The following is a 26,540-nucleotide window of genomic DNA, read 5'->3' on the forward strand; positions in this document are numbered from 1 at the left end:
AGCTCCTTATTGTAAGCGGTTTCACATAGGTGTAAACTTAGGGTGTTGATGATAAGATTTTTTTTCATTCTAGGAGGTCATAACATGAAAGCAGTACGTATTTATGGTGAAAAGGATATCCGGGTTGAAGACGTTGAGATTCCAGAACCAAAAGATGATCAAGTTCAAATCAAAGTTAAATATTGTGGGATTTGTGGCAGCGATTTACACGCTTACCTCGAAGGCTGGGGGGCTGCCAACCGTTCCATATCCACTGACCGGCAAAACCGTTCCAATCACCTTAGGCCACGAATTTTCAGGTGAGATTGTCAAGGTCGGCAAAGACGTTGACGACTTACAAGTTGGTGACCATGTAGCTGTTGAACCGCTGTTGGCATGTGGCAAATGTGAAAACTGTCGTGCCGGCAACTACAATTTCTGTAACCGTGCCGTGTCAACTGATGGTGCCGGTAACTTCCTAGGCTTCTCAGAAGATGGTGGGATGGCCGAGTTTGCAAACGTTCAGGGTGTCTTCACCCACAAGATGCCAAAAGATATGGACTTTGAATTAGGCGCTTTGGCAGAACCAACCGCCGTTGTGTATGAGGCTATCAAGAAGAGTCATTTACGTGAAGGCCAAAATGTTGCTGTCATGGGAGCTGGCCCAATTGGTTTGCTGGAAGCGGTCTTAGCAAAAATCGCTGGTGCCAACCACGTATATATCGTTGATGTTTCCAAGGTGCGTTTGGACAAAGCCAAGGAATTAGGCATTGAGCATGTCCTTGATCCAACCCATGACGATGTGGAAAAGATCATCAAGCAAGATCTGCCAAACGGTGTGGACATTACTTTCGAATGTGCCGGCGTGCAGGCAACCTTTGATTCAGCTTTGAAGGTCACTAAACGAACCGGAATCATCCAGGTTGTTGCTCTCTATGCAAAACCAGTTACCATGAATATGACTGATGACCTGATTATGCAGGGTAAAGACGTGATTACCACCCTCTGCTACAACAACTCATTCCCAAATGTATTAGGCATTATTGATAACCATAAAGATTTGTTCAAGAAAGTTGTCACTAAGAAGGTTAGTTTGGATAACGCATTGGAAGACGGAATTAAAGCCCTCGCGGCCGATAAATCGCAGGTTAAGATTGTGATTGATCCCTCCCTTTAAGCATCAATCAAGTTAACAAAAAATTGAAAGAGACTGGGGCAATAGGCGTTTAGATCCCAGAGTTTAACGAGAAAGTGCAACCATTTCTGGTTTTGGAATGGTTGCACTTTCTCGTTAAGCGGAAGGGATCTGCCGTTTGTCGCAGCTTTTGGCAAGATAAAAGTGGGGATCAAAGTTGCCATTACAAACGCAAAAGAGTTATGTCCCATTCTCTTTCTTAGTTGGAGAAGTTGTTCAATTCTCTAAAAAAATATCAAACAGAAATTCAATCCATCAGCGAAAACATATGTTATAATTTTCATATGAAAGGAATGACATATATGGCTGAACGCTCAGTTTCCACCAAACAAACCATTCTCATTGATAATCGACACTTATCGGAATCAGAACGTATTTTTAAATTACTTAGCAACCCAAACCGACTCCAGATGCTTAAAGTCCTAGAGCAGCAGGAACTTAACGTCAGTGAGCTGGGACATTTGCTTGGTCTGGAACAGTCCTATGTTTCCCACCAATTAGCATTATTAAGAAAACATCAGCTGGTGTCATCCCACCGCGAAGGCAAATCAAATTACTATCAATTAGATGATCCCCACATCCTCGACGTCATCAACGAGATGCTCGAGCATGCCGATCACGTTATAAGGGGTAAAAAACATGGCCAGTAATACAGATTCACAAACACTCGTTAACCGCAGCCTACACACTGAATACTTTTCGACCGCTTGGATGGCTTTTGAATTCATCGTCGGATTCTATTCAGGTCTTAAGGCTGGCTCAATTCTTTTAATTGCGTTTGGTTTAGACAGCTTTTTGGAGATCATTTCTGGAAGTACCTTAATTTGGCGCTTGAGAAAAGAAAATACCGGTGCCAGTCCTGCAGAAATTGAACGGGCAGAAAAACGATCCTCATTAATCGTTGGTATCGTCCTGCTATTATTGGCGGTTTATGTCACCGCCGTGTCACTGTTTAATTTATTCACCCACGCAGCAGCGGACACCAGCTACTCTGGAATCGCGATCGCCATCGCATCCGTTTTCCTAATGCCCATTTTGACATTTCGGAAACGGTCCTTAGGAAAAGCGCTGCAATCCGATGCACTAGTTGAAGATGGCATGTGCAACATTACCTGTGCCTATATGGCGGCCACCGTCTTAATCGGTGCCTTGTTAACTGCCCTGCTTAATTGGTGGTGGGCGGATTCCGTTGCTGCCTTGATTCTAGTCTATTTTATTGCCAGCGAAGGATGGGAATCCTGTCAGGAAGGCCGTGGCAAATAAATTGTCTCAGGACACCATAAACGGACCAATGCAAAAGGGAGTACTCCCAATTCATTGATCCGTTTATTATCTGGTATCTGAAAGCAACTTACATTCCCATCATCAATCGAGTCACGCCAAGCGAGATAACGCCCACCACCACGATCACCAATAGGTTTTTGGAAATCACCGCTGAAAGGACGGTCGGGAGTGATGCCAGCAAGTTTGCCCAATCAATCGACGGCAGATGACCAATATGTTGAACAAATAGGTTTTCAAACCACAGCGCTGACATAATGGCGATTGGAACAAAGCTCAGAAATTCCACGACACCCTTAGACAGTTGGAACTTCTTCAATAACACAAATGGGGTGATTCGAGACAGCCAGGTCACCACACCGGTGCCGACAATGGTCAGCAGAACAAAATTAAAAGAAGGCATGTTTCATCACCACCCCAAAGCTGCAGGCCACAAGGGTCACCAGCAAAATTAATAAACTGCTTGGAATGAAAATCAAGCCAAAGTAGATCGCTACTAGAACAAAACCAACCACGATCAGCTGTAAATTAAAGTTGATTGATTTATCGCTAATCAACTGCAGATACAGCAGGCCAATGAACATCGCAACCAGGGCAAAATCCAATCCGAATTTTTCAGGGTTACTGATAAAATTCCCCAAAACGGCACCGACCAGTGACGAAAGGATCCATGTCATGTAAGAAATAACATTAGCGGTGTTGAACCAAGCGAAGTTCAGGTGGTTATCCGAATAATTCAGCTTATTCATTCCTAGCGCAAAACTTTCATCTGTTAGCAGGGTACCCACCAAAATATTCTTGACCATGCTTTCACGTTTAAAATAAGACGCCAACGTCGTACTCATCAAAATCATCCGTGAATTAACTAAAAATACAGAAAATATAATTGAAAAGATGGGACTGTGGGTCACCAGCATACTGACAATGACAAACTGTGCCGACCCAGCATATGTAATAATCGACATCAACGTAACCAATAGTGGACTTAATCCAGCGGCCTTGCCGACAATCCCGAAAGCGACCCCAATTCCTATGTATCCAAATACCGTTGGCAACGTATCCTTTGAAGCGGCGGAAACAGTCAAATCACCATTCATTTAACACACTCCTTCGTTGTTACATGCGGATGTAACTTAGTAGTATTAGTAAATTTTTAATGGCGTTCTAATTTAAAGTCAATGATATTTAGATAATAAAATCCTGAAATTCAGCATAATAACTGAATTTCAGGATTTTACTAGTTAGCCAGTGCGCTTTGATAGGCCTCATACGTTCCGGTATCAAAACACACCATCGTCACATCAAGCGGTGCATCAAACGTTCGAATGGCGTCAATCGCAATCTTAGTGGCTTTATCAAGCGGAAAATCATAGACTCCCGTGCTAATCGAAGGAAAGGCCACCGTTTGGCAATGGTTTTCAACTGCCCGTTTGAGACTATTAACGTACGAATTTCTCAGTAATTGCGGTTCATTGTTGTCCCCACCACGCCAGATTGGCCCTGGGGTGTGAATCACAAACTTAGCTGGGAGTCTAAACCCTGGTGTTACTTTAGCTTCACCAGTTGGACAGCCGTTGAGCTTCCTGCAGGCCTCATCAAGTTCTGGACCAGCAGCCCGATGGATTGTCCCATCGACCCCGCCACCGCCACTCAGAGCCGTATTAGCGGCGTTAACGATGGCATCAACGTGCATTGTTGTGATGTCTCCTTTAATGAGCCTAAATTGTGCCATATAACCACATCACTTTCTATGGGCTTTTTCCCATGCTTTAATTTGTTCCAACCGTTTTTTAAAGCGAACTTCATTGCCTTGTTCAGTCGGCTCGTAATACGTGTGGCCGATCAGTGAATCCGGCATTGTCTGCATGTTGGTCAGTTTATCTTTAAATTCGTGGGCATACTGGTATCCCTTCCCATAGCCCAGCTTGGACATTAACGAGGTCGGCGCGTTCCGCAGCTGAAGTGGAACCGGCTCGTTAATCGAGTGCTTAACATCCGTTTCCGCTCCTATGGTTGCTTTATAAGCGGCGTTAGATTTGGGTGCCAGCGACAGATAAATTGCGCACTCAGTTAAGTGAACGTTACACTCCGGCATCCCCAAAAACTGGCAGGCCTGAAAAACGTTGATTGCAACGTTCAAAGCATTGGTGTCTGCCAGCCCGATATCCTCGCTGGCAAACCGAACCATCCGCCGAGCAATGTACAAGGGATCTTCGCCACCGCTCAGCATCCGAGTCAGCCAATAAACGGCAGCGTCCGGGTCACTATTTCGCATTGACTTGTGCAGCGCAGAAATGATGTTGTAATGTTCCTCGCCGTGTTTATCATACAGAAATGACTTGGTATTCATCAATTGGTGCAAATTATCCGTCGATACCGTCACCTCGCCATTCTCGTTTTGACTGTTATTAACAGCCATTTCCAGGGTGTTCAGGGCAACTCTGGCATCGCCATTGGCAAATTTGGCGACTTCTTTAACGGCTTGGTCATCGATCTCAATTGTTTCTTTTGGAAAGGCTGCTGGATTTTTTAAGGTCTGGTGAATCAGCTGAATGATATCGTCAGTTTCCAAAGGTTGGAGCACGAATACCTTACACCGCGATAGCAAAGCTGAATTGATCTCAAACGAGGGATTTTCCGTGGTCGCTCCGATCAGCGTAATGCTGCCCCGCTCCACGAATGGCAGGAAGGCATCCTGCTGGGCCTTATTGAACCGGTGAATTTCATCCACGAACACAATGGTTTTGCCGCCCATCTCCCGGTTGGCCTCAGCATCTTTCATGATATCTCTGATTTCTTTAATACCGCTGGTAACGGCGCTAAAGGTGATAAACTTGGCCTGGGTTTTTCTGGCAACAATCTCTGCCAAGGTTGTCTTCCCGACACCAGGCGGTCCCCAGAAAATAATTGAGGGCAACTGGTCACTTTCAATAATTTCTCTCAGGACCTTGCCTTTGCCAACCAGCTGATGCTGGCCGACAAATTGGTCCAGTGCCTTTGGCCGGACCCGACTGGCTAAGGGCTGATTGCCGTCCTGTTTGCCAGCAAATAAAGATTCCTGTTTCATGATGCACCTCCTGACAAGTGAAACTACTATGTATATGCCCATTATACGAACGTGTGTTCTAAGCGTCAACTCTACGTTTATTTTAGCGCACTTGGCTTTCATTGGGCGAATTTTGCAACTTATGGCCAGATTTGAACTACTCATCCAAATTTCACTCACAATTCATCTCAAACAGACTATCATGGGCCTATCAAAAGGAGATGAGCACCATGCTGATTCAAACTAAGGAACTAACTAAAACGTTTGGCAACCAAATTGCCGTCAATCACTTGAATATTTCGGTTAATAAAGGCACTCTCACAGCGATTCTGGGACCAAATGGGGCTGGCAAAACGACGGTCATGTCAATGCTGACGGGCCTGCTAACACCATCTTCTGGCTCAATTGAAATGGCCAGGCATACCAAGGTTAGTATGGTTTTTCAGCAAAGCATCCTGGATGACAATTTGACGGTTGAAGAAAACTTGCGAATTCGCCAGGGATTATACCGCAATGCTGCTAATAACAGACTAGATAGGCTGATTGACCAAGTTGAACTCTCCAAGCTACTAAATCAAAATTATGGTAGCTTATCCGGTGGTCAACGCCGACGGGTGGATATTGCCCGGGCACTGATCAACCAGCCCGACATCTTATTTTTAGATGAACCAACAACCGGATTGGACATTCAAACCCGACAAGCTATTTGGCACTTACTACACACACTTCAAAAAGCGCAGCAACTGACAATCATCTTGACCACTCATTATCTTGAAGAGGCCGATCATGCAGATGAAATCTACATCATTGACCATGGCAGGGTAATTGCAGAAGGCTCAGCAGCAACAATTAAACGGCAATACGCCTACAATAAATTAATGATCGAGACCAACCATCCCGAACAAATCAGCCACCTGATATCGGCATCAACGACCTGTCAGGTATCCAAGGGACAAATTATTTGCTGGCCCAAAGATTATCTTCAAGCACTCAAACTATTGGAATCAGTTAAAAGTGATATCACAAACTTTGAGTATCGAAACGGAACCATGAATGATGCGTTCCTTAAACTTACAGGAAGGGAGATGCGTTAACATGCGATCACTTTGCAGTAGAAATTTATTACTCTACTTTAAAAATAAAACCAGCGTTTTCTTCTCTTTGCTCGGCGCCATGATCTCATTTATTCTCTTCGTTGTCTTTCTGAAACAAAACATGGTCCAAGAGTGGCATCACATGCCGGATTCCATTAAAATGATGGACTTGTGGCTAATCGGCGGCACGCTTTCCGTCACTGCGATTACAACTACCTTAACAACTCTGGGGCGAATGATCATCGACGAATCAAGGGGCGTCTTGAATGACTTTTACTTGACTGATGTTTCTCGTTTTAAAATTAAAATCAGCTACATGTTAAGCGCAGCCATGATTGGTTTTATGATGCAGATGATGATGCTTGCTGTCATGCTCGGCTACTTTGCCCTTGCCGATGGCCTGGCAATTCTCTGGCCAAAGACAGTGCCACTGGTCATCTTAGCGCTGATCAGCGCTTTAGTTTCCGTCGCAGTCAACATGCTCATTGTGCAATTTGTCCACAGAGTAGAAACAATGAATGCAATCGATTCAGTGATTAGTGCGGCCGCTGGTTTCCTAGTCGGCACCTATATTCCAATCGGTGTGCTTCCCCATTTTGCTCAAGTCATTATCAAGCTCACTCCCGGCGCATACGTGTCATCCCTGTACCGCCAGATTATGATGAACGACCAAACCCATTCGATTTTTGGCACTGGTCATTCACTGACAGTCTTTAACCAGCAAATGGGTGTCCAGTTGGATTGGACTCACTTACTCGACATTAATCAAACCTACCAAGTCATTGGTTGGATATTTTTAGCTGGCATTTTGCTCATCTTCGTGACAGAATTGATAAGGAAAAGCCACGCTGCAGTCACAATGACCAATTAACGATGAGGGAGCGGTTTGAATGGAAATCCATTTTCAACAAAATGAACATTTGAAGGATGGCGAAACTGAAATCACCCTTTCGGCTAAGACACGTTCCCTCGAGATTGACGAACTCATTGAATACCTCAAGAATTACCGTTCAATGCCCCCAGCGGTCATGCCATTCAAATCAGATGATCATGTGTATTTGATCAACCCAGACAATATCATATTAATTGACGTGTCTGGAAACGATCTAAACGTCTATACGCCAGAAAGAGTCATTCCCACCAAGGGGCGTTTGTACGCACTCATTGATAGGTTGAAAAATCCCAACTTTATTCAGGTATCCAAGCACGCTGCCGTAAACATCAATCACCTTCAGTCATTGGAGGCCAGCTTTACGGGGGGAATGACGGCCATTTTAACCGGTAAATTAAAGACGGATATCAGTCGCAAATATCTTGGCGACTTGGAACACCGACTCGGATTATGAGGGTGAAATCATGAAAAAACAGGCACAATTAATCGGCAAGCTTTTCCTATCAGGAATCAAAACTGGATCAGTCATTTACTTACTTTTACTGGCAGTGGGCGTCCAACCCAGTTCCCCAACTGCCAAAAATATCCTCAGCATCATGCTGATGGCTGGCGTGATTGGCATCTTCAGTGGCCTGTTCAGTCTCGATAGCCTCCGACTTGAATTGCCCATTCATTTTATGGTCACTTTTTTGGCGGTCCTAGCAATGATGGCCTTCAACGGCTGGGTCGAGTGGATAAACCCACTGTTTTGGGTTGAATTCTTGATTGAATTTCTGATCATCTATGCAGTTGCCTGGCTGATTGTCTTCCTCTCAGGTAATATCAAAATTACCCGAATTAACAAGACACTAAAAGAGCGCAACCAATCCCAGAACAAGCAGTGAATTTCCAGGTGATCATTCCCCCTCATGAATAACAAACAGGTTATAATTAAAGCGAACTAATAAGCTGTCTGTTTGTCTTTTTGAGGGAGATGGCAACCATGTCATACAATAAGAACTTCTATCGAGAGCCGGCGTTTTGGCTGAGTGTCTGTGCCGTTGCGGTTGGCTTGATGTCAATTTTTCTTGGCAACGCGGTCGAATACAGCATCATTTGGTGGCTGCAGTTGTTAATCGTCGTCATTGCACTAATTGGAATTCTTTACTTCTTTTCAAAGTATTCAAAGGATCAAGAAGATAGTAATAAACATTTTTAGTACCAAAACAAAAAGCGACCCTACCACCAAATGGCAGGATCGCTTCATTAGGGAAAATGGTACCTTTGGAAAAAACAAACTTACCGGTCAATCGTATCCGCAGTCATATGGAAAACATCCGAAAGTGAAGTTGTCTTGTCAGCAAACTTCTTGTTCAAAATCAACTGACGGAAATCTTCAACCGAGATATTTTCAGTATCTTTGATTGGAAATGCCTGACCGGTATACGAACCGGTTACCAGCGTGATAACCAAGCCATTCTTGCTGTCCAAATGAACTTGGTAGTTTTCAAAGTAGATCCCATCATCATAACTACCGGACAAAAACTTGTGAGTGGCAAAGTAGTCCGAAATAAAATCATTGAACTTCTCTTTTGAACTCAGTGCTTCTTTAAATTGTGTTTGAGTTGCGACTGTCATCGTAAGACTCCCTTTCTCTCAAAATTGTGTCTAATCAAATAACAACGCACATTTATTTCTGTAAATGGTCTTGATTAATCATCTACTAATTTTCATTTTAGCTCGTAGATCGCATTGTGCAAGCTAAAAGACGATGAAAACGTTGCCAGAATGCAATTTGTGACATTAACATTCTGACAACGTTTTCAATTTTACTTTCGCTTTTTTGCTTTTTCCGGCACCTTTTCCAATTCGGCCAGCGCCTTTTCCAATTCAGCCTTCTCTGATTCGGGCAGGTCAGGGTATTTCAATGGTAATTCTTTCATCCGGCGATCAATAATATCCGAAACACACAGTCTGGAGTACCATTTATCGTCTGAAGGGATAATGTACCATGGATTGGTCTTGTTGGCCGTATGCTCAATCGCATCTTCATAGGCCTTTTGATAGTCGTTGAAGTAACGGCGCTCTTTAATATCAGCTGAGGCAAATTTCCAATTATGATCGGGCAGCTCAATTCGCCGTTTGAACCGGTCCCGCTGCTCATCGGCCGACATGTGGAGGAAGAATTTCAACACCATAAAGCCATTTCGGGTTAAATAGTCCTCAAAGAAATTAATATCCTTGAATCGCCCATCGAAGAATTTGTTATCAACCTGATCCAGCTTGGTGATGGCGCCAATCTTGGCGTTAACGATCATCTCCGGGTGAACCCGGCTAATCAGGACGTCCTCGTAGTAAGAGCGGTTGAAAATCCCAATAATGCCGTGTTCTGGCACATGTCGATGAATCCGCCACAGATAATCGTGGCTTAACTCAATTGAGGTTGGCGACTTAAAGCTGGTAACCTCAATTCCTTGTGGATTGACGCCGCTTAGAATGTGGCGAATCATACTATCTTTACCCGAGCCGTCCATTCCTTGAAAAATCACCAGTACGCCAAAGTGGTTTTGTGCATATAACTTTCCCTGCAGATCCTGAAGTGTCGCAATGTTTTTTTCGATGCGTGCCTTGATGTCATCCTTGTTCAAATCTTCAACGGTGGCGGAAGTTGGGATCTTTTCAATTTTTAGATCCCGATCCCCGTTGTATCGAAAAGATTTCTCACGGTCAAAAATTTTCTTCTCGTGCATAGTGTTGCCCCCTAAGGAATCATTAGTAACAACTTTATAATAGCTTAAATCCCAGAAAAATAACTAAGAGAATGTTGATTTCCCACATTTATTTCTCATATTGAGTATACTAGATTACATAGAATTAGTTTCATATAATGCTGTTTTGTGGCGCCTTGAAACATCTATCAACGCTCTTTGAAGGAGGACTTTAATTTGAACTTACTACAAGCAAACGCAACTACTGGTGGTCAATCCGACCAACCGACTGATGATTCAATCGACAAGTCATTATTAAAGGACGATCTGTACAAAGCCGTCAACGGCCGTTGGGAAAAGACGGCCAAGATTCCGGCCTATCATTCATCAACGGGTGGCTTCATGGATCTCAATGACAATATCGACAAACAATTAATGAGTGACCTCGATGATATCATCAAGAAAAACCAGCCCCACGAGGCACCATTCTCCGAATTCTTGAAGTTATACGAACTAGCTCGCAACTATAAGAAGCGGGATGCGGATGGTGGCGAACCACTCAAGCCATATTTGGAAAAAATTGAAAACATCACCAATTTTGATGATTTGAATAAACTTTTGCCTGAGCTAGTTAAGGAAGGCTACCCACTCCCATTTGGTTTCTGGGTCGAACCTGACATGAAAAATACTCAGGTTAATGCCTTGTTTGCCAGTGTTCCGGGCTTGTTTTTGCCCGATCGAACTTACTACGAAAATAATAATCCAGCCTACAAACAATTAATGCCGGTCTTCACCAAGATGGCCAGCCAGCTGTTGGTATTAGCAGATTACAGCAGTAATGAAGCTGACGAGATTGTCGAATCAGCCAAACGCTTCGACGCCAAAATTGCCCCCAACGTTAAATCGGCCGAAGAGTCAGCAGACTATAGCAAAATGTACAACCCCCAGAAGTTTGCTTACTTCTCAGAATCAAGTTCTCATCTTGACTTTGTTAATCTGGCGGACGCTTTGTTTGGCAAGGCACCAGATCAAATAATCGTCACTGAGCCGAAATTCTACGAACGCTTTGACGGCTTGGTTAATAGTGATAGCTTCAAAGACATGAAAAACTGGATGCTGGTCAACATGGTGCGCTCCGCATCCAGTTACTTATCAGAAGAATTCCGTCAGACCGGTTCCGTCTTCAGCCGTGCCCTATCCGGTAAGAAAGAAGCAACGCCACAAAAGAAGTCGGCCTTCTATCTCGCAGAAGGAACCTTCGGCCAAACGATTGGTGACTATTACGCCAAGAAATATTTCGGCCCTAAAGCCAAGGCCGACGTTGAACACATGGTCAAAAACATGATCAATGTTTACAAGAATCGCTTAAGCAATAACACTTGGCTGGGCAAAGATACTCGTGAGAAGGCAATTCTCAAGCTGGATAAGCTGGAGCTTCAAGTGGGTTATCCAGACCATATTGACGAACTGGAATACAAATTCAAGGTGACCCCCGAAAACGAAGGTGGAACCTTATTCGACAATATGTCCAAATTTGGGGCAATCACCGTCCAAGATACCTTCGAGAAATTGGGTAAACCAGTTGATCGAACCAAGTGGGAAATGAGTGCAGCGACCGTCAACGCCTACTATGAACCATTTAAGAACATCATCGTCTTTCCGGCAGCAATCCTTCAAGCACCGTTCTATAGCTTGAAGCAGACTTCCAGCCAGAATTACGGTGGAATTGGCGCTGTCATTGCGCATGAAATTTCGCATGCGTTTGATAACAACGGTTCGTTATTCGATGAATTAGGAAACTTGAACAACTGGTGGACTAAGGAAGATCATGACCATTTCTCCAAGCTGGCCGACAAAATGATTAACGAATTTGACGGCATCCCCTACGCTGGCGGCAAAGTAAATGGTAAATTAACAGTTTCGGAAAACATCGCTGACGGCGGTGGCTTGAGCTGTGCAAATGAAGCCGCTAAGAATGAGGATGATTACAACTTGTATGACTTCTTCATCAACTGGGCTAAAGTATGGCGAATGAAGGCCACAGAACAGTATAAGCAACTGCTGTTGAATATCGATGTTCATGCTCCGGCGGAATTACGAGCCAATGTTCAGGTGAAGAATTTGGATGATTTCTATTCGACGTTTGATGTTAAAGATGGCGATGGGATGTATTTGAAGCCTGAAGATCGGGTCAAAATTTGGTAGAAGTGAGAGCGTGACAAGACCCGGTTAGGACCCAGAACATAAGCAAAAAAATTCAACGATGAACGAAGACCGTTCATCGTTGAATTTTTTTGCTTATGTGGCCGGGTCCTGGGTCGTCGGAACGTATTTTCAAAGCAGAAGGAACCTCAAAAAAGCCTAACAAACGTGTTTTTCAGACAACCGAATAAGCCGATATCGATTCCTAATTTATACTATTCTTAGAAACCGTGCTTCCCGGGTCTCTTCGCACTCAGACCTTGCCCCGCATACACCGCAGCTCCAACCATTCCAGCTTCATCTCCCAGCTGTGCCATCGTCATTTCACAGGCTTCACGCGCGACGGGTAGTGAATGATGCGCCAAGGTTTCTCGCGTATATTTAAAGAGTGGTTCTCCAGCAACCGAAACGCCACCACCCAAGATTAAAGTATCCGGATTATACAGATTAATCACGTTGCCCAAACAAAATCCAAGCAACTCTCCAGTTTCTTTGAAAACTTCAATAGCGGTGAGATCTCCTTTTGCCACCGCTTCCGAAATCAATTTGGTGGTCAATTTCTGCCCTTGGGCCATCCAATCACCCACTATGCTGCTTTTTCCGTCAGCCAATTTTTCCTGCATGGTTTTGACGATCCCACGGGCGGAAACGTAACGCCCCAGACAACCGGTACTACCACAGGCACAGGGGCGACCGTGACGATACATGTTCATGTGACCGATCTCGCCAACACTGTTGGATGCACCATATAATACTTCACCATTAATCAGGACAGCTACCCCGAGCCCGGTACCAATCGTGACCAAAGCAACGTTTCGATGACCTCTTCCAGCACCAAACGCCATTTCGCCATATAGATTAACCCGGACATCATTATCAATAAAGACTGGTTGACCAAGCTTATCCTGCAGCCATTGGACGACCGAAACATCTTTCCAGTCAGTAAAATTAGGCGAAAAAATTGAGATCCCTTTTTCGACGTCCATTTGACCTGGAATCCCAAAGCCAGCGGCAACAATATCATCCGATGTGATTTCCGCGTCAGCCATTAATTGCTGGCAGGCGGTCCAAATCCGGTTCAAGACCACTGTCGGTCCCTTCTCCTCGTGAGTTGGCATATGTAATTTTTTCACCATTGTAAAATCCTCATCAAACAGTCCGGCCTTAATATTTGTCCCACCAAGATCAACACCTTGATAATAGCTTGTCATGTCATTCACCTCAAAGCGTTTCGTATCATCTATTTACTATGATAATAACCGATTAAGCTGCATAAAGCTTCCAAAAACATCCCAATCACCATCAGATACATGACAACCATATTCATGCCCATAAAAAGCAGAATGCCCATTACTAGATACAACAGCACAAAGAACCAACGTAGCCAAATATTATTAACCATTTTAATTCCCTCCCATTTCATTTTAACTCTTACATTAGAATTTTTACAATCTATGAACAAATAATTTGTAAAAACACGGTTTTAATGTAAACTAATGGTTATTAGGATATAATATATGTAAATAGTAATTGGAGAGGTGATACCATGAACTTAACAGAATACCTTCATTCGCAGCTCAAATTTTTAAACGACCAGATGAGTTCCGCTAAGAAAGACAAAGACGAAACGATGCAATATCTGGTAGATTCAAAGATTACAGAAGTCAAATTAATCTTGGAAGCCCTCCAAAAGGGAATCATCGATGGAATAAGTTAAAATCTGGCCGGTTGGCCATTTTTTGTGTTTTAATAGACTAGTGTTTAATAAAGATTAATTAAAAGGAAGTAGAATATTGATTACATTAAAATCACCACGAGAAATTGAAAAGATGGCTGAATCAGGTGCAGTTCTGGCCGGCGTTCATAAGGAACTCCGCAAGATGATTAAGCCCGGTTTGGATACTTGGGACATTGAGTTATTTGCCCGTCGTTACATCAAAGATCACGATGCCTACCCTTCAGAGATGGGCTTTGACGGCTACAAATTTGCAACATGTATTTCCATTAACGATGAAGTCGCTCATGGAATTCCCCGTAAAGGCTTGAAATTAAAGAACGGTGACATCCTTAAAGTTGACATGTGTGTCAATAAAGATGGCTTTGAAAGCGACTCCTGCTGGACCTATGCCGTTGGTGACGTCAGCGATGAGATCAAGGAATTGATGGAAGTTACCCGCAAAGGATTGTACCTGGGTATTGATCAAGCAGTTATCGGCAACCGCCTTGGTGATATTGGTAACGCTGTCCAGACCTACGTTGAAGACCAACACCACATGGGTGACGTCCGTGAGCTGATTGGCCACGGTATTCAACCTTCAATTCATGAAGAGCCTAACGTTCCCGCATATGGTGTTCCAGGCCAAGGTCTTCGTTTAAAGGAAGGCATGACCATCACCATTGAGCCAATGGTTAACACAGGTACTTGGGAAATTGCCGATCGTTACGACAAGAAGGATGACTGGACATACTACGTTTCAGCCGATGGGACCCCTTCAGCTCAATACGAGCACACCTTGGCAATCACCAAGGATGGTCCGAAGATTTTAACTTCACAAGACCCAGACATTGACGCAAAATATCTGCTTTAATTTAATCTAAACAAACGGCTGGGGCTTTCGTTCCAGCCGTTTGTTTAGATTTGAGGACAGCTCCTCCAAGCAGGAGTCTCCTTGTAAGCACCTCGGAAGCAAATCCCCCAAAACCCGGGGAATTTCCTTCCGAGGAGACTTACAATCCGACGGCCGTGAAACGCCTAGCCTACTTGGCGACTCCTAACCGCTTGGATCCGCTCACTTTTTTAGGACAGCTCCTCCAAGCAAAAGTCTCCGCGTAAGCACCTCGAAAGCAAATCCCCAAAACCCGGGGAATTTCCTTCCGAGGAGACTTACGCTCCGACTTTTAACCGCTTGGATCCGCTCACTTTTTTTAGGACAGCTCCTCCAAGCAGAAATCTCCGTGTAAGCACCCCTGAGAAAAATTCCAAAACCGGGAATTTCTCTCAGGGGAGACTTACACTCCGATTTCTAACCGCTTGGATCCGCTCACTTTTACTGGAAAGGAATGATCACATGAACAATAAAAACTTCAAATTCCCCGACACCGCTGCCTACGAATTTGTCACTCAAGCACTCAAAGACCGGGGCGTCACCTATGAAGACATCGCCGAGATGGCCTATAATCTTCAAAAAAAATTCGTCCCCAATATTCAAATGGACGAAGTCAAAAAAGACACCATTGACGTGCTCCATAAACGAGAAGTCCTCAATAACGCCATGGTCGGCTTAGAGTTAGATCGATTAGCAACTGAAGGTAAAATCAAAGAACCACTTGAAGGCATCATCATGAATGACTCTGGTGTTTTCGGCGTTGATGAAGGCATTGCTCTGAACATTGCCAACATTTACGGCACCATCGGAATCACCAATTATGGCTTTATTGACCGCGAGAAGACCGGTATCACAAAAAAATTGGATGAAGCCAAAGACGGCACATCCAATACGTTTATTGATGATATTGTCGGCGCGATCGCTAGTGCTGTTTCAGCAAAGATTGCCCACCGGAACAACTAACGCCAGCCGTATGTGTTTCGATCATAATCCCGCTTTTTTACGCCCGAAACATAGGGGTTGCCCTTCACAAAATACCGCAGTGGCTTGGTTGCCCAAGTCCCTTGATTCGCAACCCCGATTCGATTAGATTCTTCAATCTGAATGGGGCTTTTTTTGTCATCTTGGTGAATATTCAGCTTACTATCACCAAAAATTTGCATGTTCATCTTTTTATCGGCAATCCCCAAAGCTTCCATCAGTTTCCCCGGGCCGTTGGTGAGCTCAACCCCATGCCGGGTCCGGTTCTGTTCCATAATTGCCAAGCCAATCGTTGGTTCAATTGCCCGAATCAAAATCCCTTGGGGAACATCCTTTTTCTGGGCAGCAACATCCAAGAGGTAACGCCCATGGATCGAATAGATGTACACTGTTCCCGGAGGCCCGTAAAGCGGTTCATTGGAAGCCGTCCGCCTGCCTTTAAAAGCATGGGCGGCAGAATCTTGCTGCCCCATGTAAGTTTCAGTTTCAACAATTCGGCCACCCACCAAGCCTTTTGGTGAATCATATGTCAAAAGCATCCCCAACAGTCGCTTAGAAATCTCGTCGGTGGTGCCGTTAGAATAAAATGGGTCTTGGTCCAAATCAACCATCCCTTTCAAAAATAAATGGAGGTTATCAGATGCAATTAAAATTAGAACGAATTTACGATAAGCCACAGGATCTTTCCGGCTATAGAGTTCTCGTCGATCGCTTGTGGCCACGGGGAATTTCCAAAGTTAACGCCAAACTGGACGTTTGGGAAAAAGAAATTGCCCCGTCAAAGGAGCTGCGAACATGGTTCTCGCATGATCCCGAAAAGTTTCCCGACTTTAAGAAAAAATACATCGCAGAGCTTGATGCCAATCCGGAAACCAAAGATTTCATCAAACTAATTAGCGATCAACTCAAGGACAGCAATGTCATTCTGCTTTATGGTGCTAAGGACCGTGAGAATAATCAAGCGGTCGTCTTGCAACAATACTTAACCGATCACTTCGGCCAATTCTGACGAATATTAGCCAAAGTGAGTTCCTTAGTTGATTCAAAGTTAATGTCGGCCATCTTTAGAACTTCCGGGTCACCCACGCCAATCGAAATCACATTGGCTGCGTTAATTGAGGCCACGCCGACAATCCCGTCATCAATGCCAATGCACTGATCAACCTTTAAATGCAGCATGTCGGCCGCTTTTAAATAAACGTCGGGCGCCGGCTTATTGTGTTTGATGTTGGCTAAATCCACAATCAGTGGAAAATAATCTTCTAATTCAAGCTTTTGGATTTCCTTAGGTGCGTTGGCCGACGCTGAAGCAATAATCATTTGGTAGTGATTCAATCGCAACTCCGCCAAAAAGTCGCGAATACCTGGCAAAATATCATCCGGATTCATGACCTCAAGCATTTGCTGATAAATGTCATTCTTTTTATCGGCGAGTGCTTCTTTTTCTTGTTCAGAATACTTGTCAGCAATCCCACCGGCTCGTAAAATCTCATTTAATGAGTCAATCCGATCGCGCCCCTTGATTGCTTCCTCAAGTTCTTTATTCCATTGAATCCCAATCCCTTCAGCCACTTGCCGCCATGATTGGCTGTGATAACGCCATGAATCGGTAATGATGCCATTGAGATCAAACAAGACACCTTTAATATTGGCAAAATCAGTCATTTTAGACACCCCTTCTTACAAAAAAAGACTGAAAACAAGATCTGTGTTTTCAGCCCAGTAGGCAGCTTATATTACTTAACCGCGTTAAAAATCCAAGTGATCCCATACTTATCAACAATCTGGCCGTACTTATTGCCAGAAGATTTCTTTTCAAAAGTGACAATTACTTTGACTTCTTCTGATGCCACTACCTGGTCGTATAAATCCTGGAGTGAGGAAAGAACCTCAGAATCATGCAAATCAACTTCGAACATCAGTGAAATCATCGAGGAAATCACTGGCTTACCTAAAAAGCTGTCCGCACAAAAAAATCGCTTGCCTAAAATGTTGAAACTGGCTTGCATGGTGAGGTCGTCAAGATTGACATCGTCATTAAGCGACATCTCTTGGGCTTGCTTTTCAGTTGGGGATACACGTTGAACATCCGTTGCACCAAAAACAGTTTGATAATAATCCAAAGCTTCTTTGGTGTTTTCGAATGTCAAATATGGTATTAAATTAATATTATTCATTAGGTCAGCAACCCTTACATTTTAATATTATTCAAAGTTTAGAATACCTTTAAATACAATAGTTGTCAACGTCAACCGTCTGTCAATGCCTATCATGATAGGAAATGGCGTCCTTTTTGGTAATAATTTTTGGAAAAGTGATAGACTTAAATTAAACGGATCGGGAGGAACTATTTAATGAAACTTGCAATCACAATTTTTATATTAAACGCGTTATACATTTCGATTAATACCTTCAGAACGATGCTGGTTGTCAAGGGCCACCAATTTTTAGCGCCAATTGTGGCGGTCGGCGAAGAGTTTGTCTACGTCATGGCGCTGGCGATTGCTTTGCAGCATATTGATAGCCCGTTAAACATTGCCGCGTATGCCGTTGGATTTGGAGTCGGGATCTACTTTGGAATCATCATCGAGGACAAGATCGCTTTGGGATATGTCAACTTTGAGGTGACCGTTCAAATTGATCCGACCAACCCAATCCACGCTCATAACGAAGAGCTGGCCGAAAAACTGCGTAATCTCGGCTATGGGGTCACCGTCAGCCGTGCAGAAGGCCGCTCGGGCGCTCGACTGGTACTCAGCATCTTGGCTCCCAGAAAGGCAGATCGCCGCTTGATGGACCAGATTAAGGAAATCTCACCTGATGCTTTCATCATGGTTCAAGAGCCGGTCCAATTATCCGGTGGCTTCTGGAGTAAAGAAGTTGACCGTCGCTACCACTCAACCAATCATATGCACTAATCATCGTCATCATCGAACAAGCCAAGCTGTTTCAGGCTGTTTTCAATGTCCTGAACTGCGGTTGGTGTCGCCGGCGCTGTCTTTTTCTTGGCGGGAGTTGGCTGCCTTTGCGCCGGCTTTTCAGTTGGTTGTGATTTGTGAAGCGGCCGCTCATCACCATCAGTCGACTTAACGATTGGTTTGGATGTCGGCTCCGGCTTACCCATTTGATCCATGGTCTGGTTCAACAGATGATCGACAAAAACGTTTCCTTCATCGTCTGCGTGGCCTTTTGTCCAGTAATACCGGACGATTGGAAAATCTCGGAGATTAGCATCAACTAACTGCCAAAGCTGCTTGTTCTGCAGCTTTGACCCATCACTTTTATTCCAACCGCGCCGTCGCCAACCTGCCAGCCAGCCCTTTTGAATGGCATCCAGCACATATTTGGAATCCATTACAAAATCAATCCGGTCATTTTGCAGGCCCTGACGTTTCAGATACTTCAGAGCTTCCAAGAAGGCCATTATTTCCATTCGATTGTTGGTCGCACCAAACTCGCCGCCAGACTGAGAATATTTTTGGCCGCTGGTCTGAACTAAAAACGCCCAGGCTGCTTTATCGCCAGCCTTGACGTGGCCGCCACGGAAGTTGCCGTGGTTGCGGGAACCGCCATCGGTATACACGATGATTTCACCGTCGGGTCGGACCGAACGACGGCCGGTTGACCCCTTTTTTGAGTGAGATTTACGGTGAACTTTTACTGTTGACGCCTTTGGTGCTGTTCCTCTGAGGTAGGCATTGGCCTCAGCTTCAGTTTTAAAGCTTTTATACTGGGCGCCGGAAAATCCTTTCACTTTCTTTTCGGCTTCATCCCAGCTGGTAAAGATCCCAGTCTCGCGACCTTTTTTGACTGCATAATATTTCATGAAAACAATCGCTCCTCAATGTAAAGATTTCAGAAAAAAGGTTAATTATTAATTATAATGTTTCTATCTACTTTGCAATTAGATAAATCTATGCGAAAATGTTAATAAAAGGGGGCAAATTTAATATGACCCAAACTAAAGCCACATTGATCTCAGTCGATGAAGCAAAAGCGCTTCTAAAAGACCAGTCAGATCAAATAAACGAGCGTTTTCCTCGATTAAAAAAACAGGGCAAGTATATTTTACCTGATTATCGGTTAACAAGAAAACGTGAAGCTTTCAAGATTCGAAAGCATACATTTTTACAGCACCACGCACGCTCTTACGTCGCATTTGATTCCGAGAATGGCCAGACACTTTGGATGCACAACTTTCCAAGCTTGACTGAAGCCTTGTTTTGGTTGGATACCGGTCTTAAACCCACCGACACCGACACGAACACATCGTACAAGTCATGGAAAGACCTGCACCAAGATGACATTAATGCCCTCAAAGACATTTTGAAGGAACGTTCTCGTAAGCGCAAGGAAGCTGCGGCAGCGAAAAAGGCTGCTTCGGTTCCAAAGAAGAAGCCGGCCGCTGTCAAAAAGTCGGTCGTTGCTAAGAAAAAGAAAGCTAATTAGTTCCTATAAGTATGCTTAAAAGGCATGACTGTGAATGAAAGTTGATTTCGCTCACAGTCATGCCTTTTTGTCTTTTCAAACCGGGCTTATTGGTAGTTCCCTGCCACATCGTCTTGTTGAAAGGCAATATTGAATTGGCGGTGATAGGCTTTCTCGTAAGCAGCTACTTTCTGCTGGTAATCCTGTTCGCGCATTTTATCAGCGTCGGCTCGAGATGATTTGGCAGTCTGTTTGACGACTTCTGGGTAGATTGGCGGCAAAATGTGCACCGTGTAGTTGATGCCATAAGGATCCGACTTAGTTGGCGCGTCCACCATTGACACAAAACAGGACACAATTGGCACATTGAATTTAACCGCGTAGTAATAGGCTCCCCTTTCAAGCGGCCGGGGCTTGCGGTAATTGAACCACATTTCCCGTTCGGGGTAAATCAAAATCGACTGCTTTTGTGCCAAACTCCCCTTTAAAAGGTCAATGAATCCTTTGCCCATGTAGTTAACACTGTCACTGACCGGAATGGTATCGGCATAGGTCATCAAAAATCCCAGCATCCCAGACATCTTGAGATTGGTGAGTTCCACCACAATCGATAAGTCCGGCAGATGGAGGGCCGATCGGACTAAAAGACTGTCAATAGGACTGAAATGATTGCAGGTAATGATCGCCGGCCAGTTCACGCCCTTCAAATTTTCAGTCCCATCAACGGACAGATTGGGGCTCATCATCCTGGTGGCCATATTCATAACGGATCGGGCTTCAGCTGCCCGCCAATGGTAGCGTTTGGTTTGATGCAGGTCTAAAAAGTGATTCAACACCTCATGCTGCTCAGAAAGTGTCAGCACGGGATCATGAATTTCAACTTTTTGGTTCAACTTTCCCTCACGAACGTTTTTGGCAATGTTTTGAATTACCGTGTCACGGCCGCCAAGTTTGACTGGTGTAAAGGTCATAAGGCAATTTTTACTCCTTGCTTAGCCATTGCGAAAAATGTGGTCGGTGTTTTGATAATATCGACGGCCAGTTGGATTAAATCCGCTGGGTTTTTTTGATCGCGGGCAACTTCTTTTGAATTCATGTCAGCCAGTTGCTGTTTGAGCAGGCCATCATAGCCGGTCTGGTTGGCATAGGCCCAAAAATAGTCCTGTCTGGGAGCGTCATCATAGCGCCACGGCTTTGCAAACAGGTTATAGTGGATCAGCCAAGGAGTGACGTCTTGGGGAGTCGTGATTTGAATATTCCACGATGGATTCAAATAATAAATGCGGTTTTTGGCAATTGCGTTCATATAATCTTGGTCAGGTGCCAAGCTCTTGAAGTGATACTGATTCAGAAGCTGTAAGAAGTGCTCCGCAAATTTCGATCGTCGCATCTCAGCCAGGTTCATCAACAGCACCCCTGAATTAACGTATTTTTGAGAATCAATTCCGACCGCCTTCTCAGCATAATCAATTGTTTCTGGCGTATGGCCGATGAAATAATCCGGTACTGCCCCAACCAAGTTATTACCAAGTGGCGTATCAAATAGGTCAGCCACGTCTTTTAAAACAATTGTGTCGGCATCCAGGTACAGTGCCTTATCAAGGGTTGGGAACAATTCAGCGATAAACAGCCGAAAATAGATTGTAAAGGTAAAGTAATCACTTCGGAGCTTGTTGTTTTTATCGGTAATTTCTTGTTTTAAGCGGTCGTTAATTGAGACAAAGCTAATTTCGACGTTCGTCGCTTGAAACGATTTGAGTTGCGCTTGATTGTCGGAATTGAGATTGTCACATAAAATAATCACATGATAGTTTCTGGTCGAGGATGTATGGTCAACCAGTGAAGCTAGTGAAACTGCCAGATAAGGTGCATAGTTATCATCAACCGCGTAAAAAATCGGTATCGTTTGATCTAACATGAATGAATCCCCCTAAAATCAATGTGTTTGTTGCTGGTATGTCATATATGAAACGTTACTTTGGCGGCTTCTCACCACCATTTGTGCGTGAATTTGATCGTGTAATTTTTGCTGCCGTTGTTTGCGGGGCAGTGTTTGATCCGGCATAAACGGCCCATCAAAGTACACGACTTGTTTGGGGCGGTGAAACCAGCGGCTCTTTTGATATGTAATCGTCATGCAGTAGCTGGGCAAATTAGCGGCAACCGGATAATGAAAAGCCCCAACCGGAAACGGCCGAATCTTCGTATAGTACGGCCAAACGTGTGCTTCTGGATAAATGAAAATCCGCTGATGCTGGTTCAATCTATGGTTCATTGCCCGCTGAAATTGAACCATTTGAGAAAGCTTGGCCGGCAGGATCAGTGCCCCACCCATCGTCAGCAACCGGCCAATCATTGGAATTCCGAGGTTGGCCGGCTCGGCAATTGGATATGCCCGTCTGGGAATAGCAACCAGCATTGGCAAAAGAGCGTCGCCCAGCGGTTGGGTGTGGTTGCCATAGATAAACGCGCCGCGCTTGCCCTGGGTCGAAAGGCACTGCTTATTTCTAAAGGACGTCCGCAGAAACAGTCGGCAATATACATTGCTGACAACCACCGCTATCACATAGACGACCGTGGCAATCATGCGGTAAAACCAATTTTGATGCAGCCAGATATAGTCATCAGGAATCGTGGCGTTTTGATTCTTGGTAAAGACCACGTCGTCATCAAAACTTCGATACTTAAAAACCTTTGACGCCCGTTTTGCCACTGAGAATGCCGTCCTTTCTGCTTGGTAATTAAATCGATGGAACAGAACCATCTTAACCCAATCATGCCATTATTTTATCACACAGCACGTTGAAAAATGGTAATTCGCTAAAAATCCATGATTTATTGACTCAATTGGTATTAAATTATCGCTTGCTATGCTAGGATATTTGGGATAACAATGGAGAGTGGGGCTTAAAGCGGTTAGTTTCCAGATTGTTTGCTTACATGGCCGGAAACTGCTTTAATTCCCACGTTTCTGCGATGTAACATTTGAAACGACAAAGTACGGGTGAGACGATAACGATTGTTGTCCCAACTCCATTAAACATGTTTAGGGGATAATTTTGATGCAAGCTCGGTCCAACAAGAAAACAACCTTTAATTTTAAAACATTTATGACCCTGATCAACCGAATTCATCCCCGCTACTGGCAGCTGCTGCTCGGATTTTTCCTCGGCGTTGTCGCAACGGCAATGCAACTGATGGTCCCGGGTCTGGCAAAAGGAATCATCAACTCGATTGGCCGTTCAATGAACGTCGAACTGATTGTCGGCGTCATCTTACTGTTTGTCCTAAGTACAATCATTGGTGCCTTCTCCGGCAGCATTCTCGGTTTTTTGGCGAAGATGTGGTTTACAAGCTGCGCACAACGCTTTGGGATAAAATTTTAACGCTGCCGGTGGGGTATTTCGACCAAACCAAATCGGGTGAAATTACTTCCAGACTGGTCAACGATTCCACTCAGGTTAAGGAGCTGCTGGCAAATTCGGTTCCCAAAACCGCCACTTCGATTCTTCAACTGGTGGGTGCATTAGTGTTAATGCTGATTATGGACTGGCGAATGACCATCATCATGTTTATTGCCGTCCCATTAGTCTTAATTTGCCTGTTGCCAATTGTCCGCCAATCTCACAAGGTAGCCAGAGCCAGACAGGATGCCCTCGCGGATTTGAATGGGAAAGCCGGTGAAATGCTCGGCGAGGTGCGGCTGGTTAAATCCTCAACGGCTGAAAACTTGGAACGAACCGCTGGTGATCAACGGATGCATCGCCTGTACCGCATCGGGCTGAAAGAAGCTATCTATGATTCCATTGCCGGCCCAGTGATGGGGATGGTCATGATGGCAATGGTTCTTGGAATCTTGGGTTATGGTGCAATTCGGGTTCGTCAAGGGGCAATCGACATTGGTACCTTATTTTCATTTCTGATGTACCTGGTTCAAATGATTAGTCCGTTCGCCGTCCTTGGTCAATTCATGTCTGACGTCGCTAAAGCAAGCGGGTCAACCACGCGGATTCAGGCATTACTCCAAACGCCGGAAGAGGACCAACAGTCGGGAGAGACCTTTGACGTCAGTGATCAGGTGCTGAGGATGAATCACGTCGATTTTGCATATGATAGTGGTAAACCAATTTTAAAGAATCTGTCATTTACAGCTAGGCCACATTCTGTGATTGCGTTTGCTGGTCCTTCCGGTGGTGGTAAATCAACCATTTTTAGCTTAATTGAACGCTTTTACGAACCCAATAACGGCAGTATTACGATTGGCAATACTAAGATTAAAGATATTCAATTAGCGGGTTGGCGCCAGCAAATCGGTTTAGTTGGTCAGGACGCTGCCATCATGTCTGGAACGATTCGTTACAATTTAACGTACGGTTTGCCAAGGAATTTCTCCGATAATCAACTCTGGCACGTTTTAGATATGGCTTATGCAACTCAATTTGTCAGGACCATGCCACAGGGACTTGATGCGGAAGTCGGCGAACGCGGGGTTAAAGTATCGGGCGGTCAACGCCAACGATTAGCGATTGCCCGGGCTTTCCTCCAGGATCCGAAAATCTTAATGCTGGATGAGGCAACCGCCAGCCTGGATTCCGAATCTGAAATGATGGTTCAAAAAGCATTAGATCAGTTGATGGCCAATCGGACAACGTTGGTGATCGCCCATCGACTCAGCACAATCACCAATGCGGATGAAATCTACTTCATCGAAAATGGCCGAGTAACCGGCCACGGCACCCATCAAGAACTAGTGGCAACGACACCGTTGTATAGGGAGTATGTGAAAAATCAGAGTGCGACGAGCAACGGGTGAGGTGGTGTGTAAGGCCGAAATGATTAAAATCCTGGGTTTGGATTTAAATCATTTTGGTCTTACACGTTAACCTCAGTTGCGTCGGAGCGTATCTCCAAAGTCGAAGGGAGCTCAAGATAATATAACAAACGCGCCACACTCACCAAGTAGGCTAGGCTGTTTTCATACACCCATCAAAGCCTATTCCCGAAGCCTAAGAGATTTCAAAATAAAATAAAAGCGCTATAGGGAAACCAAGAGTACACCAAAACACATCTCAAGAGTCTTCCCACCCAAAAACCCGCCCGACAAAATCAATTGCCAAGCGGGTTTTCTTACTCTAAATTCAATTCCCCTTGAGCGCCCAACTGAGTAACGATCGCCTGATACGCCATTAGAATATCATCATACTCATGCAGGTGAAGCTGTTCATGGACCTTATCCACTTCCCAAGGTTTGACTGAGACTGTATGGATAATCGGCCACAATTTCCAGCGGGTGGAGAAGTGCTGAAAAACAGTGTCTGCCTGAACGTCCTGCTGCTCATTATATTTTTCCGGCGCAAATGCTTTGTGCTTAGCGAGCTTGTTCATGGCAGACTGGTCCGGCATAATCATTGGCCACTTGCGACAGTAATCCCGGCAGCGTACCAGCAATTTATCTTGGCGAATCATCTTCAAGTTCATCAACAGCATCCCGGAATTAATGTAATCAAACGGCTTAAGCTGGTGGTGAAAGAACCAGCGTCCATAATGGTCTAACACCCCAACAAAATCGGTGTCAGCCAGGGATTGATGGTAAAAGTCTTCAAATGGGCGTCGACACACCACGTCCGCATCCAAGTACAAAATCCGGTCGGAAAATTGTGGTACCAAATCACTATACAGCCGCAACATGCTATATGGGGTAAACAATGTGTTGATATTGGCAGTTGGTGGGTCAGCTTCAAATTGGGCGGTCATGTCAAGTTTGGTAACCTGATTATCTTCCCCATTCCGTTTGACTAACTGATCCAAAAATGCAGCATGGTCATCACTCAGCGCTTGAAACTGGTGATGACGATTGTGCAGCTTTCCCGTCAAAATATAAATGTTCAGTGGTTCCTTGGCATGCTTTGTCAGAGAAAGAAGTGAAATAATTAACCCCGAAAACATATGGTCGTCGCCACAATATAAGATATCCAAACTGCATTCATCCCCTAAACTCGTGTGTCCTCATCAAAAGTTTTTCATATTTCGCGATAAATGGCAACCAATGCCCTTTCAGAATCAATCATACGGCAGCAAAAAAGCACCCGGCCAACGCAGTGTCACTGAGCTATCCCCCCAAAGTTAAAGTAAAAACTGTAGCTTTGGGG

At 44.5% G+C, this 26,540-nt stretch carries 30 protein-coding genes and 2 pseudogenes; 16 read left to right on the plus strand and 16 right to left on the minus strand.

What is annotated here, in order from left to right:
• Positions 1 to 84 precede the first annotated feature (84 nt).
• The 3 genes and pseudogenes from LPKJCM_RS13680 to LPKJCM_RS12365 all read left to right on the plus strand — a co-directional run bounded on the left by LPKJCM_RS13680 (position 85) and on the right by LPKJCM_RS12365 (position 2,437).
• A pseudogene (locus tag LPKJCM_RS13680) lies at positions 85 to 1,156 on the plus strand (2,3-butanediol dehydrogenase).
• A gap of 320 nt (positions 1,157 to 1,476) precedes the next feature.
• On the plus strand, positions 1,477 to 1,824 hold the full coding sequence (locus tag LPKJCM_RS12360; protein ID WP_057961836.1) for an ArsR/SmtB family transcription factor: 348 nt from the start codon (positions 1,477 to 1,479) through the stop codon (positions 1,822 to 1,824).
• The gene (locus LPKJCM_RS12365) at positions 1,814 to 2,437 is read left to right on the plus strand and encodes a cation efflux transmembrane domain-containing protein (protein ID WP_057961837.1); all 624 of its coding nucleotides are present in this window, start codon (positions 1,814 to 1,816) and stop codon (positions 2,435 to 2,437) included. The genes LPKJCM_RS12360 and LPKJCM_RS12365 overlap by 11 nt, the downstream gene beginning before the upstream one ends.
• An 88-nt stretch (positions 2,438 to 2,525) precedes the next feature.
• On the opposite strand, the gene LPKJCM_RS12370 is transcribed toward LPKJCM_RS12365, so the two are convergent.
• From LPKJCM_RS12370 to LPKJCM_RS12385, 4 genes are all read right to left on the minus strand, one after another.
• Entirely contained in the window at positions 2,526 to 2,858 is a 333-nt protein-coding gene (locus LPKJCM_RS12370; protein WP_057961838.1) for an AzlD domain-containing protein, read from the minus strand.
• Complete coding sequence (locus tag LPKJCM_RS12375) at positions 2,845 to 3,552, minus strand: AzlC family ABC transporter permease (RefSeq protein ID WP_057961839.1); 708 nt, start codon at positions 3,550 to 3,552, stop codon at positions 2,845 to 2,847. The genes LPKJCM_RS12370 and LPKJCM_RS12375 overlap by 14 nt, the downstream gene beginning before the upstream one ends.
• 140 nt (positions 3,553 to 3,692) lie before the next feature.
• Complete coding sequence (locus LPKJCM_RS12380; RefSeq protein ID WP_057961840.1) at positions 3,693 to 4,187, minus strand: O-acetyl-ADP-ribose deacetylase; 495 nt, start codon at positions 4,185 to 4,187, stop codon at positions 3,693 to 3,695.
• A gap of 9 nt (positions 4,188 to 4,196) precedes the next feature.
• Positions 4,197 to 5,522: a replication-associated recombination protein A gene (locus LPKJCM_RS12385; RefSeq protein WP_057961841.1), complete on the minus strand. Its 1,326-nt coding sequence runs from the start codon at positions 5,520 to 5,522 to the stop codon at positions 4,197 to 4,199.
• A 209-nt stretch (positions 5,523 to 5,731) separates the two neighbouring features.
• On the opposite strand from LPKJCM_RS12385, the gene LPKJCM_RS12395 reads away from it, so the two are divergent.
• From LPKJCM_RS12395 to LPKJCM_RS12415, 5 genes are all read left to right on the plus strand, one after another.
• A complete protein-coding gene (locus LPKJCM_RS12395; RefSeq protein WP_057961842.1) occupies positions 5,732 to 6,595 on the plus strand; it encodes an ABC transporter ATP-binding protein in 864 nt (287 codons plus the stop codon).
• A gap of 1 nt (position 6,596) precedes the next feature.
• Positions 6,597 to 7,466 carry an ABC transporter permease gene (locus tag LPKJCM_RS12400; protein WP_057961843.1) on the plus strand — a complete coding sequence of 290 codons (870 nt, stop codon included), beginning with the start codon at positions 6,597 to 6,599 and terminating at the stop codon, positions 7,464 to 7,466.
• A gap of 19 nt (positions 7,467 to 7,485) precedes the next feature.
• Positions 7,486 to 7,941 (plus strand): LytTR family DNA-binding domain-containing protein, encoded by a 456-nt coding sequence (locus LPKJCM_RS12405; protein ID WP_057961844.1) that lies wholly within the window; start codon positions 7,486 to 7,488, stop codon positions 7,939 to 7,941.
• A gap of 10 nt (positions 7,942 to 7,951) precedes the next feature.
• Complete coding sequence (locus LPKJCM_RS12410; RefSeq protein ID WP_057961845.1) at positions 7,952 to 8,371, plus strand: DUF3021 domain-containing protein; 420 nt, start codon at positions 7,952 to 7,954, stop codon at positions 8,369 to 8,371.
• A 98-nt stretch (positions 8,372 to 8,469) separates the two neighbouring features.
• Positions 8,470 to 8,685 (plus strand): hypothetical protein, encoded by a 216-nt coding sequence (locus LPKJCM_RS12415; protein ID WP_057961846.1) that lies wholly within the window; start codon positions 8,470 to 8,472, stop codon positions 8,683 to 8,685.
• A gap of 80 nt (positions 8,686 to 8,765) precedes the next feature.
• On the opposite strand, the gene LPKJCM_RS12420 is transcribed toward LPKJCM_RS12415, so the two are convergent.
• Entirely contained in the window at positions 8,766 to 9,104 is a 339-nt protein-coding gene (locus tag LPKJCM_RS12420) for a hypothetical protein (RefSeq protein WP_057961847.1), read from the minus strand.
• A 191-nt stretch (positions 9,105 to 9,295) separates the two neighbouring features.
• A complete protein-coding gene (locus LPKJCM_RS12425) occupies positions 9,296 to 10,216 on the minus strand; it encodes a PPK2 family polyphosphate kinase (RefSeq protein WP_057961848.1) in 921 nt (306 codons plus the stop codon).
• Between the two features lie 195 nt (positions 10,217 to 10,411).
• Between LPKJCM_RS12425 and LPKJCM_RS12430 the strand changes: the two genes are divergently transcribed.
• Positions 10,412 to 12,379 (plus strand): M13 family metallopeptidase, encoded by a 1,968-nt coding sequence (locus tag LPKJCM_RS12430; RefSeq protein WP_057961849.1) that lies wholly within the window; start codon positions 10,412 to 10,414, stop codon positions 12,377 to 12,379.
• 218 nt (positions 12,380 to 12,597) lie between these two features.
• Here the strand turns inward: LPKJCM_RS12430 and LPKJCM_RS12435 are convergent, their stop codons facing one another.
• Positions 12,598 to 13,587: an ROK family protein gene (locus tag LPKJCM_RS12435; protein ID WP_057961850.1), complete on the minus strand. Its 990-nt coding sequence runs from the start codon at positions 13,585 to 13,587 to the stop codon at positions 12,598 to 12,600.
• 29 nt (positions 13,588 to 13,616) lie between these two features.
• Entirely contained in the window at positions 13,617 to 13,778 is a 162-nt protein-coding gene (locus LPKJCM_RS13265; protein WP_165758621.1) for a hypothetical protein, read from the minus strand.
• 144 nt (positions 13,779 to 13,922) lie between these two features.
• Between LPKJCM_RS13265 and LPKJCM_RS13270 the strand changes: the two genes are divergently transcribed.
• The 3 genes from LPKJCM_RS13270 (at position 13,923) to LPKJCM_RS12445 (ending at position 15,945) form a co-directional block, all read left to right on the plus strand.
• Positions 13,923 to 14,093, plus strand: coding sequence for a hypothetical protein (locus LPKJCM_RS13270; protein ID WP_013728796.1), 171 nt, complete (start codon positions 13,923 to 13,925; stop codon positions 14,091 to 14,093).
• Positions 14,094 to 14,169: 76 nt separating this feature from the next.
• Positions 14,170 to 14,964: a type I methionyl aminopeptidase gene (map, locus tag LPKJCM_RS12440; RefSeq protein ID WP_057961851.1), complete on the plus strand. Its 795-nt coding sequence runs from the start codon at positions 14,170 to 14,172 to the stop codon at positions 14,962 to 14,964.
• A 480-nt stretch (positions 14,965 to 15,444) separates the two neighbouring features.
• Positions 15,445 to 15,945, plus strand: a complete 501-nt coding sequence (locus LPKJCM_RS12445; protein WP_057961852.1) for a phosphatidylglycerophosphatase A family protein — start codon at positions 15,445 to 15,447, stop codon at positions 15,943 to 15,945.
• Here the strand turns inward: LPKJCM_RS12445 and LPKJCM_RS12450 are convergent.
• Positions 15,942 to 16,574: a DNA-3-methyladenine glycosylase gene (locus tag LPKJCM_RS12450; RefSeq protein ID WP_057961903.1), complete on the minus strand. Its 633-nt coding sequence runs from the start codon at positions 16,572 to 16,574 to the stop codon at positions 15,942 to 15,944. The genes LPKJCM_RS12445 and LPKJCM_RS12450 overlap by 4 nt on opposite strands.
• Positions 16,575 to 16,603: 29 nt before the next feature.
• Here LPKJCM_RS12450 and LPKJCM_RS12455 point away from each other — a divergent pair, with 29 nt between their 5' ends.
• A complete protein-coding gene (locus tag LPKJCM_RS12455) occupies positions 16,604 to 16,972 on the plus strand; it encodes a DUF488 domain-containing protein (RefSeq protein ID WP_057961853.1) in 369 nt (122 codons plus the stop codon).
• On the opposite strand, the gene pgmB is transcribed toward LPKJCM_RS12455, so the two are convergent.
• Together pgmB and LPKJCM_RS12465 are read right to left on the minus strand one after the other, a co-directional pair.
• A complete protein-coding gene (gene pgmB / locus LPKJCM_RS12460; protein ID WP_057961854.1) occupies positions 16,954 to 17,628 on the minus strand; it encodes a beta-phosphoglucomutase in 675 nt (224 codons plus the stop codon). The two genes, LPKJCM_RS12455 and pgmB, sit on opposite strands and share 19 nt — an antisense overlap.
• 71 nt (positions 17,629 to 17,699) lie before the next feature.
• Positions 17,700 to 18,140, minus strand: coding sequence for a VOC family protein (locus LPKJCM_RS12465; RefSeq protein ID WP_057961855.1), 441 nt, complete (start codon positions 18,138 to 18,140; stop codon positions 17,700 to 17,702).
• Positions 18,141 to 18,317: 177 nt separating this feature from the next.
• Between LPKJCM_RS12465 and LPKJCM_RS12470 the strand changes: the two genes are divergently transcribed.
• Positions 18,318 to 18,881, plus strand: coding sequence for a DUF2179 domain-containing protein (locus tag LPKJCM_RS12470; RefSeq protein WP_057961856.1), 564 nt, complete (start codon positions 18,318 to 18,320; stop codon positions 18,879 to 18,881).
• Here LPKJCM_RS12470 and LPKJCM_RS12475 read toward each other — a convergent pair.
• Positions 18,878 to 19,789: a ribonuclease H family protein gene (locus tag LPKJCM_RS12475; RefSeq protein ID WP_057961857.1), complete on the minus strand. Its 912-nt coding sequence runs from the start codon at positions 19,787 to 19,789 to the stop codon at positions 18,878 to 18,880. The two genes, LPKJCM_RS12470 and LPKJCM_RS12475, sit on opposite strands and share 4 nt — an antisense overlap.
• Positions 19,790 to 19,914: 125 nt before the next feature.
• Between LPKJCM_RS12475 and LPKJCM_RS12480 the strand changes: the two genes are divergently transcribed.
• Complete coding sequence (locus LPKJCM_RS12480) at positions 19,915 to 20,412, plus strand: hypothetical protein (protein ID WP_057961858.1); 498 nt, start codon at positions 19,915 to 19,917, stop codon at positions 20,410 to 20,412.
• Between the two features lie 86 nt (positions 20,413 to 20,498).
• Here LPKJCM_RS12480 and LPKJCM_RS12485 read toward each other — a convergent pair whose 3' ends face one another.
• Genes LPKJCM_RS12485 through LPKJCM_RS12495 form a run of 3 tightly spaced genes read right to left on the minus strand, consistent with a single transcriptional unit; the run spans position 20,499 to position 23,104 of the window.
• A complete protein-coding gene (locus tag LPKJCM_RS12485) occupies positions 20,499 to 21,362 on the minus strand; it encodes a lysophospholipid acyltransferase family protein (RefSeq protein ID WP_057961859.1) in 864 nt (287 codons plus the stop codon).
• Positions 21,359 to 22,309, minus strand: a complete 951-nt coding sequence (locus tag LPKJCM_RS12490) for a glycosyltransferase family 8 protein (RefSeq protein WP_057961860.1) — start codon at positions 22,307 to 22,309, stop codon at positions 21,359 to 21,361. Before LPKJCM_RS12490 ends, LPKJCM_RS12485 begins: the two co-directional genes overlap by 4 nt.
• Positions 22,310 to 22,327: 18 nt before the next feature.
• Entirely contained in the window at positions 22,328 to 23,104 is a 777-nt protein-coding gene (locus LPKJCM_RS12495) for a lysophospholipid acyltransferase family protein (RefSeq protein ID WP_057961861.1), read from the minus strand.
• A 349-nt stretch (positions 23,105 to 23,453) separates the two neighbouring features.
• Here LPKJCM_RS12495 and LPKJCM_RS12500 point away from each other — a divergent pair.
• Positions 23,454 to 25,204: pseudogene (locus LPKJCM_RS12500) on the plus strand (ABC transporter ATP-binding protein).
• A 314-nt stretch (positions 25,205 to 25,518) separates the two neighbouring features.
• Here the strand turns inward: LPKJCM_RS12500 and LPKJCM_RS12505 are convergent.
• The gene (locus LPKJCM_RS12505; RefSeq protein WP_087069684.1) at positions 25,519 to 26,367 is read right to left on the minus strand and encodes a glycosyltransferase; all 849 of its coding nucleotides are present in this window, start codon (positions 26,365 to 26,367) and stop codon (positions 25,519 to 25,521) included.
• Positions 26,368 to 26,540: the final 173 nt, after the last annotated feature.

Origin of the sequence: Lentilactobacillus parakefiri (genome assembly GCF_002157585.1) — a bacterium.
Classification (GTDB): Bacteria; Bacillota; Bacilli; order Lactobacillales; family Lactobacillaceae; genus Lentilactobacillus; species Lentilactobacillus parakefiri.